At 42.1% G+C, this 12565-nt stretch carries 13 protein-coding genes; 10 read left to right on the top strand and 3 right to left on the bottom strand.

The genetic code is table 11. The features are described 5' to 3' along the window. The first annotated feature begins 108 nt into the window (after positions 1 to 108). The 6 genes from NXR94_RS10635 (at position 109) to NXR94_RS10610 (ending at position 8188) form a co-directional block, all read left to right on the top strand. A complete protein-coding gene (locus NXR94_RS10635; RefSeq protein WP_258104611.1) occupies positions 109 to 1971 on the top strand; it encodes a DNA topoisomerase IV subunit B in 1863 nt (620 codons plus the stop codon). A gap of 40 nt (positions 1972 to 2011) precedes the next feature. After that, positions 2012 to 3217 carry a S9 family peptidase gene (locus tag NXR94_RS10630; protein WP_258104610.1) on the top strand — a complete coding sequence of 402 codons (1206 nt, stop codon included), beginning with the start codon at positions 2012 to 2014 and terminating at the stop codon, positions 3215 to 3217. Further along, the gene (locus NXR94_RS10625; protein ID WP_258104609.1) at positions 3210 to 4190 is read left to right on the top strand and encodes a DUF1028 domain-containing protein; all 981 of its coding nucleotides are present in this window, start codon (positions 3210 to 3212) and stop codon (positions 4188 to 4190) included. The genes NXR94_RS10630 and NXR94_RS10625 overlap by 8 nt, the downstream gene beginning before the upstream one ends. Positions 4191 to 4248: 58 nt before the next feature. Further along, positions 4249 to 4857, top strand: coding sequence for a hypothetical protein (locus NXR94_RS10620; protein WP_258104608.1), 609 nt, complete (start codon positions 4249 to 4251; stop codon positions 4855 to 4857). A 66-nt stretch (positions 4858 to 4923) separates the two neighbouring features. After that, positions 4924 to 7539, top strand: a complete 2616-nt coding sequence (locus tag NXR94_RS10615) for a DNA gyrase/topoisomerase IV subunit A (RefSeq protein ID WP_258104607.1) — start codon at positions 4924 to 4926, stop codon at positions 7537 to 7539. A 13-nt stretch (positions 7540 to 7552) separates the two neighbouring features. After that, positions 7553 to 8188 (top strand): vancomycin high temperature exclusion protein, encoded by a 636-nt coding sequence (locus NXR94_RS10610; protein ID WP_258104606.1) that lies wholly within the window; start codon positions 7553 to 7555, stop codon positions 8186 to 8188. Positions 8189 to 8195: 7 nt separating this feature from the next. On the opposite strand, the gene NXR94_RS10605 is transcribed toward NXR94_RS10610, so the two are convergent. Next, positions 8196 to 8510, bottom strand: a complete 315-nt coding sequence (locus tag NXR94_RS10605; protein ID WP_258104605.1) for a hypothetical protein — start codon at positions 8508 to 8510, stop codon at positions 8196 to 8198. Between the two features lie 46 nt (positions 8511 to 8556). On the opposite strand from NXR94_RS10605, the gene NXR94_RS10600 reads away from it, so the two are divergent. After that, positions 8557 to 9573: an endonuclease/exonuclease/phosphatase family protein gene (locus NXR94_RS10600; protein WP_258104604.1), complete on the top strand. Its 1017-nt coding sequence runs from the start codon at positions 8557 to 8559 to the stop codon at positions 9571 to 9573. A 63-nt stretch (positions 9574 to 9636) separates the two neighbouring features. Beyond that, the gene (locus tag NXR94_RS10595) at positions 9637 to 10101 is read left to right on the top strand and encodes a hypothetical protein (RefSeq protein WP_258104603.1); all 465 of its coding nucleotides are present in this window, start codon (positions 9637 to 9639) and stop codon (positions 10099 to 10101) included. 54 nt (positions 10102 to 10155) lie between these two features. Here NXR94_RS10595 and NXR94_RS10590 read toward each other — a convergent pair whose 3' ends face one another. Further along, entirely contained in the window at positions 10156 to 10416 is a 261-nt protein-coding gene (locus NXR94_RS10590) for a hypothetical protein (protein WP_258104602.1), read from the bottom strand. 115 nt (positions 10417 to 10531) lie between these two features. Here NXR94_RS10590 and NXR94_RS10585 point away from each other — a divergent pair, with 115 nt between their 5' ends. Both NXR94_RS10585 and NXR94_RS10580 read left to right on the top strand, forming a co-directional pair. After that, positions 10532 to 11083 carry a rhomboid family intramembrane serine protease gene (locus NXR94_RS10585; RefSeq protein WP_258104601.1) on the top strand — a complete coding sequence of 184 codons (552 nt, stop codon included), beginning with the start codon at positions 10532 to 10534 and terminating at the stop codon, positions 11081 to 11083. A 39-nt stretch (positions 11084 to 11122) separates the two neighbouring features. Beyond that, on the top strand, positions 11123 to 12166 hold the full coding sequence (locus NXR94_RS10580; RefSeq protein WP_258104600.1) for a PA0069 family radical SAM protein: 1044 nt from the start codon (positions 11123 to 11125) through the stop codon (positions 12164 to 12166). 4 nt (positions 12167 to 12170) lie between these two features. Here NXR94_RS10580 and NXR94_RS10575 read toward each other — a convergent pair whose 3' ends face one another. Next, entirely contained in the window at positions 12171 to 12518 is a 348-nt protein-coding gene (locus NXR94_RS10575; protein WP_258104599.1) for a DoxX family protein, read from the bottom strand. Between the last annotated feature and the right edge of the window lie 47 nt (positions 12519 to 12565).

Genomic DNA, 12565 nt, shown 5'->3' with positions numbered 1-12565 from the left:
CTTTCTCAATAGTGTGTGGAAAAGTTGCGCTTTGAGTCAGTGATTTTTTGTATAAATTCCGATTCTGAAACCCGATTCCGGGTCTAACTCAAAATCATTTTTAATAGAATGGCAGACGTTCAATATACTGAGGACAGTATTAAATCCCTTGATTGGAAAGAGCATATCAGGTTGAGACCTGGAATGTACATTGGTAAACTTGGCGATGGTTCAGCACATGATGATGGTATCTATGTGTTAGTGAAAGAGATTATTGATAACTGTATCGATGAGCACATGATGGGCTATGGAAAGACCATCAATATCAAAGTAACAGAAAGTAGGGTAGAAGTAAGGGACTTCGGAAGAGGGATTCCTTTGGGAAAGGTGGTTGATTGTGTTTCCAAGATCAATACCGGTGGCAAATATGATTCAGGAGCCTTCCAAAAATCAGTTGGTTTGAATGGGGTTGGTACCAAAGCCGTGAACGCATTGAGTACGTATTTCAAAGTTCAGTCCTATAGAGAAGGTGAAACCAAAGTAGCTGAATTTAAGAGAGGGGAGCTGATCAATGATGCGAAGCTTGAAAAGACTTCAGAAAGAAATGGCACCTCGATCATGTTCGAACCGGATGATACCATATTCAAGCATTATCATTTCATTCCGGAGTATCTGGATAACCTGCTTTGGAATTATGCCTTTCTGAATGCGGGGCTGACGATCAACTTCAATGGTCAGAAATACCATTCTGAAAAAGGTTTGCTTGATCTACTCAAGAGAAAATGTGATGAAGAGTCCATTCGCTATCCAATCATACATCTGAAAGGAAATGATATTGAGCTAGCGATGACCCATGCGAACCAATATGGTGAAGAGTATTACTCTTTCGTGAACGGCCAGAATACCACCCATGGGGGTACCCACTTGGCGGCATTTAGAGAGGCTGTGGTTAAGACAGTTAGGGATTACTACAAAAAGGATTTTGATGCCTCCGATGTGAGAGCTTCTATCGTAGGTGCTATTGCAGTGCGAGTGCAGGAACCTGTTTTTGAGAGTCAGACCAAAACTAAATTAGGTTCACAAAATGTAGGCCCGAATGGACCTACGATGAGGACTTTTATCAATGACTTTGTTAAAACGGAGCTTGACAATTATCTCCATAGAAACTCCGAAGCGGCCGATGCGTTATTGAAGCGGATTTTACAATCGGAACGAGAGCGAAAAGAAATAGCCGGGATTAAAAAGCTGGCGAATGAGAGGGCAAAAAAGGCGAATCTTCACAATAAAAAGCTGAGGGATTGCCGCGTACACTATAACGATAAGAAGGGCGACGAAGAGAAGAAAGAGGAGAGCATGATCTTTATTACTGAGGGGGACTCAGCCAGTGGATCAATCACCAAATCAAGAAATGTACAGACGCAGGCCGTATTCAGTTTGAGAGGTAAACCGTTCAACTGTTTTGGACAGACGAAAAAGGTGGTTTACGAGAATGAGGAGTTTAACCTTCTTCAACACGCCCTCAACATTGAAGACGGGTTGGACGGATTGAGGTATCGTAAGATTGTCATTGCAACGGATGCTGATGTAGATGGAATGCACATCAGGTTATTGCTTTTGACCTATTTCTTGCAGTTCTTTCCTGAACTGGTTCGTAATAACCACGTTTATATTCTGGAGACACCGCTTTTCCGGGTAAGAAATAAGAAAAAGACGATTTATTGCTACAGCGAAGCTGAAAAGCAGGCTGCGGTAAACGAACTGGGTAACAAACCGGAAATCACAAGATTTAAGGGACTGGGAGAAATCTCACCAAGTGAGTTCGGTGGGTTTATCGGAGAAGACATCCGATTGGAGCCGGTGATTCTACATAAGGATACCAAGATCAAGGATTTGCTTGGATTCTATATGGGGAAAAACACTCCGGACAGACAAGAGTTTATTATTAACAAGCTAAAAGTAGAGAAGGATCTGGTGGAGAAAGAGGTAGCTTAAAAAAGCAGCGCTCATGTTCTTTATTCAAACCTTACGTAAAATGAGGAGTCTGGTATTCCTCACTTTGTTGGTGATCTTCTATTCCTGTTCTTCTGACGGAGAGAAGGAAGTTCAGATCAGCAAGGAGATTCTTGTTGATTATGAACTGGTAGGGATTTGGGGAGCTCCAGAATTGCGGACTTTCGTCGGAATTGCAGAGCTGGATCTTCCTGCTGAGGAGCGATTGCTTTATGATGTGGATGTCTACAATTTAGAATACCGAACAGATTATAAAGGAGAAATAATCACTGTGTCCGGAAAGGTTTTTATGCCTAAAGGTGTTCCCGGCAATGCTCCCACTGTTTGTTTTTCGCATGGCACCATTGGCTCGGATGCGGAAGCTTTTTCCAATTTATCAGCAAGCAACAATACCGTCAGATTACTATCCGCATTAGCAGGTATGGGCATAGTTGTGGTGGCTCCGGACCTGGTTGGCTTTGGTGCCTCGGCGACGTATTATCACCCTTATTACGTTCAGGAGATTACTGCTACGGCATCGGTTGATGGTATTTATGCAGCCAAACTGGTAGCAGACGAATTAGCAATTGGTACGAGTAACCATCTTTATCTGGCGGGATATAGTCAGGGCGGTTTTTCTACGATGAGTACACACAAATGGATTGAGGAGAATGGAATAGATTATTTTGATCTGCGAGCCTCATTTCCTGCCGCGGGTGGCTATGATATTCAAGGGATGGAGGACTACTTTTTTGAGCAGGAAGTTTATGATCAGCCGTTCTATTTGGCGTACGTAGCCAATGCTTATGTGGATTATTATGATTGGACTGAATTGACACTATCAGATGTGTTCAATGAACCCTATGCCAGTTTAATCCCCGATGTTTTAGATGGATCGTATACCGGACAGGAGATCAATGATTTTCTTAATGACACAGTTGCTGTCCTGGTTAATTCGGCATATCTCAACAATCCAAATGAGGCCAAATTTCAATTGATTAAACAGGCATATGCCGATAATAGTCCCATCAATTGGGTTCCGTCCAAACCTGTTTTTATGTATCATGGTGATGCGGACATTACCGTGCCCTATCAAAACTCGAGAGATGTTTATGATCAGTTTATTGACATTGGCGCTTCCACCTCTGTCGTGACCTTAACGACGCTGGATAGCGGAACTCATAGTACGGGGGTTGTTCCTTATATAGAGGGATTTACGTCCACTTTAATTGCAATTGCATATGAATAGGATATTGATTTTTGCTTTAGGCATATGCGCAGCCATGAGTCTGAGCGCGCAGTACAGTAAAGACAGTCCACTTGTTCATACTTATTCGATTGTTGCCTATGATCCTGAGACGGGTGATATGGGGGTGGCGGTACAATCACATTGGTTTTCTGTCGGGACCATTGTGACGTGGGCAGAACCCGGAGTAGGTGCTATTGCTACGCAATCTTTAGCTAACCCCGCTTTCGGGCCCCAGGGTTTGGCACTACTTAAGTCGGGACTGAATGCTGAGCAGACGCTGAAAGCGATGCTGATAGCTGACGAAGGAAGGGAGTTCAGACAAGTGGCTGTTGTTGATGCGAATGGCATGGCTGCAAATCATACCGGGGCTAAGAACATTGCGGAGGCAGGCGGTATAGTGGGAGAGAACTATGCAGTTCAGGCCAATTTGATGATGAATGATAAAGTGTGGCCCGCCATGGCCGAAGCTTTTGAGCATGCCAGTGGTTCATTGGCAGAGCGAATGATGGTTGCGCTCGAAGCCGCCCAGTCCGTGGGTGGAGATATTAGAGGAAAGCAATCGGCAGCCATTTTGGTGGTGTCAGGAGCGTCTACCGGAAAGAGCTGGAAGGACACAAAAGTGGATTTAAGAGTAGATGACCATGAAGAGCCGTTGAAAGAGCTCAGAAGGCTCTTGAAAGTCCACAAAGCCTATGAATTTATGAATGAAGGGGATGTGGCTGTTGAGGAAGGTGATTTTGAATTGGCGAGCGAGCTTTACAGCAGTGCAGAATCAATGTTTCCTGATAATTTGGAAATGAAATACTGGCATGCCATCAACCTTGCGAATATTGGACAATTGGAAGAAGCGCTTCCCATGTTTAAAGACATTTTTAATAAGGATAAAAACTGGCGTACGCTGACTCCTCGCCTGATTGACAACGGCATATTGACGGTGAATGAAAAGGACCTAAAAAGAATATTAAAACAATAGTAGAGATGAGTGTTTATTGTAATTTATTTGCAATAAAAATGTGTTAGAGGTAGAGAATATGGAGATTGTTTTAATGGCTAATGTCATCAGAAGTACAGAAAAAGACCCCAATCGATTGATTTTGGATATGAAGGGGTTGGTGAACATTATTAATACTTCCAATCAGGACAAGATCAAGTCTCCTTTGACCATCACCAGGAACAATGCGATTCAGGGAACCACTCAAAACCTCAAAAAGGCACTTCAGGTCGTATTTGAATTGGAGGAGATGATGGTGGAATTAGAAGTGGCATTCAAGCTCAGTTACGTAATCTATCAGGGAGATATTGAACTGCAGGTTGATTGGGCAGATGATCGTGCGGAAGGCCTGAAGGATGCCAGAAAAATCTTAGACAGTCACAAAAAGGCAGATCGAAGATTTGATTTTAAAATAAAGAGTAAAAAAACTGAGAAACTCCTGATGTCTTCTATGTTTATCTACCAACATTTTGTTGATTTTTGGAAACCAAAAGACAGGCAGGAAGTAAGTTTGTTTTTGAAAGGTATGGACTACAAGGAAGTAGCCAAATCTCTTGGTAAGGATGATACCTCCGTTTGGAGAAGGGAAAGAAGCCTGAATATACGCGAGTATCATGCGCTCAAATCAATGATTCTAAGTCTTGCGTGATTTGTGGTCTACCTACCACAATATTTTTTTGAACATTAAACACCTAATCAACCCATAGAATAAGCAATGAGTGAAGAGTTGACACATGAAGAAGATGGTTTGCATGATGTTCTGCCTGTTTCAGGCATGTACGAAAGCTGGTTTTTGGACTATGCATCCTATGTAATTCTGGAACGTGCGGTTCCGGCGGTTCAGGATGGTTTTAAACCGGTACAACGAAGGATTCTTCATGCCATGAAGGAAATGGATGATGGCCGTTTTAACAAAGTGGCCAATATAATTGGTAGTACCATGCAATATCACCCTCATGGTGATGCCTCTATCTCTGACGCCATTGTTAACCTGGGACAAAAAGACCTGCTCATTGATATGCAGGGTAACTGGGGTGATGTAAGAACCGGGGATGGTGCTGCTGCAGCCCGATATATTGAAGCAAGACTTTCGAAGTTTGCCCTTGAGGTTATTTACAATCCTCAAACTACAGATTGGCAACTATCTTATGACGGTAGGAAAAAGGAGCCCGTCACTTTTCCTGTTAAGTTTCCTTTGCTTCTGGCACAGGGTGTTGAAGGTATCGCAGTTGGGCTTTCGACTAAGATATTGCCTCACAATTTTGTGGAGCTTATCCATGCGGCCATCAATATTCTGAAAAATAAAAAGGTCACACTTTACCCTGATTTCCTGACCGGAGGAAAGGTGGATGTAAGTGATTATAACGATGGACTAAGAGGGGGTAAAATACGAGTACGAGCTGCTATTGAGGAGATGGACTCTAAGACCCTCGTTATTAAAGACATTCCTTACAGTACGACCACCACTTCCCTCATAGATTCGATCATCAAGGCCAATGACAAGGGTAAGATCAAAATCAAGCAGGTAATTGACAATACTGCTGCTGAAATAGAGATACAAGTTAAGCTGGCTCCGGGAGTATCACCGGATATTACTATCGACGCGCTTTATGCCTTCACGGATTGTGAAGTGTCAATCTCGCCAAATGCTTGTATCATTCACGAGGATAAGCCGAAGTTCCTCGGGGTTACCGAAATCCTGAAGATGTCGGTAGACCAGACGGTCGAACTGCTTAAGCGGGAGTTGGAGATTAAGAAAGGGGAACTCATGGAGAAAATCCTTTTCTCTTCCCTTGAAAAAATCTTTATAGAGAACAGAATCTACCGTGATATTGAGGAGTGCGAGACCTGGGAATCCGTATTGGAGACCATTGACAAGGGATTGGACCCATACAAACCTCAATTTTATCGTGAAATCGTTCAGGATGATATCATCAAGCTGACGGAGATTCGAATCAAGCGTATTTCAAAGTTTGATGCCTTTAAAGCTGATGAACTAATGCGTAAGCTTGAGGAAGAGCTGGCAGAAACTGAGCATCACCTGAATAACCTGACCGAATATGCGATTACCTATTATCAAAACCTGCTTGATAAATACGGAAAGGGTAAAGAGCGTAAGACAGAGATCGCAAACTTTGATACCATATCAGCTACAGTAGTAGCGGCAAACAATGCCAAACTGTATGTCAACCGAGAAGATGGATTTATAGGCTATGGTTTGAAGAAGGATGAATTTGTGTGTGACTGCTCGGATATAGATGATATCATCGTCTTCCGAAAAGACGGGATTTGTCAGGTGACGAGGATACAGGACAAAGTATTTGTAGGTAAAAATATTTTGCATGTTGGTGTCTTCAAAAAGGGGGATGAGCGGATGGTGTACAACCTGATCTATCTCGAAGGAAAGTCGGGAAGGACCATGATCAAACGGTTCCAGGTGCTATCGGTAACGAGGGATAGAGAATATGATTTAACAAAGGGCACTAAAGGTTCTAAGGTGCTTTATTTCTCGGCCAATCCAAATGGAGAAGCGGAGACCATTACGGTCTACCTTACCGCGGCCAGTAAAGCCCGAAAAAAGGTATTTGACTTCGACTTTTCAGAAATAGAAATAAAGGGAAGAGGAGCAGGAGGAAACATCCTGACAAAATACCCGGTACGTAAAATTCAATTCAAATCAGCCGGAGTTTCGACTCTTGGTGGACTTGATGTTTGGTATGATGAGGTCGTAGGAAGACTGAATACGGATAGCAGGGGACAACACCTTGGTAATTTTCAGCCGGAAGATAATATCATCGTCTTTTACAAAGATGGTTCATATGAGTTGACCTCATTTGAATTAACGAACAGGTATGAACCGGCCCAGATTGTGAGTATTTCAAGATTTGCTCCGGACAAAATGGTCAATGCCGTCTATATGGACGGTGATTCCAAGACAGTCTACGTCAAGCGTTTTCAAATTGAAACAACTACCGCTAACAAACGATTTGCATTTATAAGTGAGGCTAAAGGATCCAAACTTTATTATGCCAATAATGCTGATAGTGCTCCTGTTGAAGTGAGCTATAAGGATGGACGAAAAAAGGAAAAGAAGGAGTACGACCTGTCAGAGATGATCGACGTGAAAGGGTGGAAGGCCGTAGGAAATAAGTTCCCGATCCAGACCGTATCGGAAATTGCACCACGAGCAGTGCAGCAACCAGTTCAGGAGAAGGATACGGAAGAAGGTCCGATGGATTTGGAAACGCTGAAAGATAACATTCGTCATGAAGTGGAGGATGAGGAAAATCAGCTGGGACTATTTGGCGGGGATAGTAGTAAGGACGATTAGTGATTGAGGGATTTTGTTTAGACTTATCATTCGCGTATTCAAATACCTGATTTTCACTGTTTTTGCGGTGGGGATTTTAGTGCTGGGCATTAATTTCTGGGTGATTATCTCCACAGAAGATCAGGTATATTACAATATCAATAATGTGCCACAAAACAAGGTGGCACTAATCCTCGGAACCAGTAAGAGAACTTCCTCAGGTGATTCGAATCAATACTTTCATGAAAGGATTGCCGCAGCTGCCGAATTGTATCATCACGGTAAGGTGAGTCACATCATCGTCAGTGGTGACAACAGAACGAAGTACTATAATGAACCAAAGGACATGTATAATGCACTTCTGGAAAGGAATGTTCCTACGGGAGCTATTACATTGGATGTCGCCGGTTTGCGTACACTGGATTCAATGGTTCGCTCCAGAGAGGTCTTTGGTCAGAAGAGCATCACCATAGTGACCCAGGATTTTCACTGTTATCGATCGCTTTTCATTGCCAATTACCTGGGACTTGAGGCCATAGCCTTTGCTGCGGATAACAAACAAACCCTATCCACCAAGCTGGCGGTGAGGGAAATATTTGCCCGGTTTGCGGCGATTATCGATTTATACGTTTGGGATAAGGTGAGCGAAGTGAAAGACTCACAAAAATGAGCTTTTTTCAGACCGCATAATTGGCGCGTATCTGGTCAATACCTTGCTCAAGTTCTCCTTTTACCTGTTGGATCATTTCTTCCGTCGCAGACTCCGGATCTTCATTGATAGCTTCTATGGTTTTAATACCTTCAAGGCCTAGCATGACGATTGTAGGTTTGACCTGATGAGCTAATTCTCCCACCCGCTTGTGATTTCCTTCTGAAAATTGCTCCATCATTTCACCAACAAGCGGAAGGGTCGAAGTTTCAATCGCACCAATAAATTCCACGATAAACTCCTTATCTCCACCGCTTATCGAATTTAAATAGGAAAAATCCATATAAAGCTACAATTTGTATAAGTCAAAAGTAACCCTTTCACCCCACATGAGAAAGTATGTATGGGTCTCTTTAACCCTATTATTGGTCATACCTGTTATTCTATTCTTTTTGTTCTTTATTTGGGCCAAACAGGAGAGCCTGAAGCCTGATGAAAAATTCAGTTTGTACCATTACGAATTCCCATATAATGTACCTTCGGATACATTGAGAATTCTGACGTTTAACATTGGTTATCTGTCAGGAATGACCAACAACCTCCCGCAAGCCAGGGAAAGAAAACTCTTCAATCAAAATCTCGAAAATTCTATTTCCGTATTGCGGGCTCTAAGCCCTGATTTAATTGGGTTGCAGGAAATAGACTTTAGGTCAAACAGGTCCTTTTTTGTCGATCAGGCCAAGGAGCTGGCTACTTCCCTCGAATTTCCTGAGATGTATCGCTCTGTCAACTGGGATGTCCATTTCCTTCCGTATCCCTATGGGCCACCACAGTACTATTTCGGTAAAACATTATCCGGCCAAACGATTTTCAGCAAATTTCCTGTTACTGATTCTGAAACCAGGGTATTGAGTAAGCCTGCGAGCGAATCTGCCTTCTACAATACTTTTTACATTGACAGGCTGGTTCAAATATTGGATGTCAAGATTGGGAGTAGGGATGTCAAAGTAATGAATGTCCATTTAGAGGCGTTTGACGAGCCGACTAGGGTAGAGCAGGCCTATGTCGTCAAAGAAATTTTTGAAAGTTGGAGTGATTTGATGCCTGTCATCTTAATGGGTGATTTTAATAGTGCTCCGGAATTTGAATTAAATGAGAGTGAAGCTATGAAGGTAATCATGACTTCGAATCATATCGCTTCTTGTGTTAGCCAGAATTACTATGATGGGAATAAAAGGGAGCTACTAACGTTCAGTACGGGTGCACCGGAAATTATGATTGATTATGTTTTGTTTAATGATAATTTTTTGGATTGCGTAGAAGTAAAAAGGATAGATGAAGCAGGAGAAATATCAGATCACTTTCCAATTTTTTGTAAGGTTGTATTTACAGAAGAAATTGAATGAGTTTTTGGAGAAGGTTCCATTCAATTTTTATTATTTTCGAGCAGATTTTGAAATAGCCTAGAAATGATCAAAGAATTTGAAGCTTTACGAGAAGATGAAATAGAGGTGCTCATGAAAGCGCCTGTCTATGTGTCCATTCTAATTGCCGGTGCAGACGGAAATATCGATAAGTCTGAGACTAAAGAAGCAGTTGATATTGCCAGAAGTAAGCAAAGTAGGGCGAGAGAGCAACTCGTTGAGTTTTATAAGGCTGTAGGGGAAGACTTCGAAGGAAAATTCACTGCGTTGGTGAGCGAACTTCCGAGTGGTGTTGAGGAGAGAAATAAGGCTATCACGGCCGAGCTTAGAAAGTTGAACTTTATCCTTCCGAAAATTGATAAAAGTTTTGGAGTTGCCTTGTACGCCAGTTTGAAAGACCTGGCTAAGAAGATTGCAGAGGCATCTGGTGGTTTGTTGGGATACCTATCAGTGTCCTATGAAGAATCAAAGCTCATGGAATTGAGAATGATTAATGATCCTGCTAAGTAATTGGATCCGAAATGATATTCAAAAGCTGCCAATGGCAGCTTTTTTTATTTCTGTCTAATTTCCTTGGCACTCTAAAAGGAGCTCCTCATATCTTTTTTTCTGGCTTTCAATGAGTTTATTAGATTCATTAAGTTGGTCCTCCAGACTTCTTTGATAAGTTTTTAGCTCGTCATTTTTTTCTCTTTCTTCATCAGCCATCGCCTGGTATTCCTCTGCATATCCAATTAGTAGCTGGGCCTTGACCGTAATCCAGATAACTAATATCGATAGAATTACGATGGCCCAATTGTAGCGTTTTCTAATCTTCTTTTCCAAAGCGGGTGAATTGAAAGTTCTAAAATGGAAGATAACTAATTGATTGAATTAATTCAATGTTGTCTCTTGATCCTCACTTATTCATCATTATTTTACTCGCTTAATTGAAATTGATTTGAGGCGATCTACTTTGCTGCCTCCCTTGAGGCTGGTATTCTTCATGTGGCTTTTTTATTCTATTCAGGTTTACTCTGGAGTGGACATGGGATTCCTGGGTATCCTTCCTTTAGAAGGGTCCGGTCTTGTTGGGGTATTTCTGGCTCCGCTTATCCATGGCAGTGTTTCACATTTGATGTCCAACACGCTACCACTACTGTTTTTGGGTACCATGGTTTATTACTTCTATCAGCCCATAGCTACCCAGGTCATGATCCATTGCTATTTCTTTACCAATATACTGGTGTGGTTTTTCGGTCGCCCGTTTTATCATATTGGAGCGAGTGGGCTTGTTTACGGACTGGCATTTTTCCTGATATCCTTCGGGATATTCCGGAGGGAGGCGAGAGCCATCATTATTTCGCTCATAGTCATCCTGATCTATGGAGGGTTGGTTTATGGTATTCTTCCGAGCAACCCCAACATCAGTTGGGAATCCCATTTGATGGGCGCTATTGTGGGTATTGGTTCTGCGTTTGGACTTAGCAAACTGAGGAAAGTAAATAGCTAATAAATTTAGTAATACTAATATTATTAGCTATTTTTAGGGATGTTAAAAGGAAAAGGTGCACAATCAAATCCAGCTAATCCATTCTTCAAAAACTCGATGTCCATTGAACATCTTGAGGGAATTGATGAATTCACACACGAAGAAAAGCCTGGCGTTGAGGTATTTGAAGAAACTACCAAAAACGTAATCAGTAGAAACAACAGCCAGGATATCTGGTTTGAGTATTCGATCAATCCGTACCAGGGGTGTGAACATGGCTGCGTATATTGTTACGCTCGAAATTCACATACTTACTGGGGATTCAGTGCCGGGTTGGATTTCGAAAGTAAAATTGTGGTGAAGAAAGATGTAGCGCGGCAATTTGAGAGAAAAATTTCTAAATCAGATTGGAAGGTTCAGCCGATCATGTTGTCCGGAAATACAGACTGCTACCAACCACTTGAAAGAAAATACAAGCTGACCAGATCATTACTTGAGGTGGCGCTTAAGTACCAACATCCCATAGCTATCATTACCAAGAATTCTTTGATTTTAAGAGATATAGACCTGCTACAAGAACTGGCCAAAAACTCCCTGGTATCTGTTTGTCTTTCTATTACGGCCATGGATGAAAAACTAAGGAGTTTATTGGAACCTAGAACAGCTAGCTATCGACGTAGACTGAATACGATTGAGGAACTTTCTAAAAATGGCATACCTGTCATGGTCATGAATGCGCCGATCATTCCCGGATTAAATGATCACGAGATGCCCCTGGTAATCAAGTCAACAGCCGAAGCAGGGGCAAGGGACATTGGATATAATGTAGTCAGATTAAATGGGCAGATAGGACAGCTTTTCGAAGAATGGGTGCGCAAAGCATTTCCCGATAGGGCCGACAAAGTACTCAGCCAGGTAAAGAGGGTTCACGGAGGTCACCTGAATGATTCCAGGTGGAAAATGAGGTTGACGGGGGAAGGTGAGTTCTCTACAATGATCAGAGAACTCTTTCTAGTAACCAAAAAGCGATATTATGATAACAGAAAAATGCCTCCCCTTAATTTAAATGCCTTCAGAAGGGGAGGACATTATCAGCTTTTCTAATTTTTTAATTTTTTAGGTGAGCGCTAAAGAAGAATGCTGCCCCGGAAAGTGCAGTGTCTTTGAGGAACATTGAAGATGCGGGTTGTGCCATATCAAGAAAACCCGGCAAGTGTACAAAGACCGCAAATATTGCCAGCATGATCCCAAGCAATGTTGTGGCTAATTTGGCTTTCTTATCAATGATAATTGCCACAGCAGCCAGTATCAATGCTGTGCCTGTTAAATAGACCCAAAACTGTGCAAAAGGTAAAAAAGAAGGAACGATGCCAGCCATAGCTGATGCGTTCATGAAGTGAAAAAACCCAAACATGGATAGCGGTAGTGCATATAAAAGCTTACCAATGAAACTCATAAGCAGATCGATTTTTATAGATAGCAGAAATAATTTCTGACAAATTA

Origin of the sequence: Marinoscillum sp. MHG1-6, from assembly GCF_024714475.1 — a bacterium.
GTDB lineage: Bacteria > Bacteroidota > Bacteroidia > Cytophagales > Cyclobacteriaceae > JAMZMI01.
The sequence above is the reverse complement of the archived record's forward strand: the minus strand, read 5'-3'. Positions and strand labels throughout refer to the sequence as shown.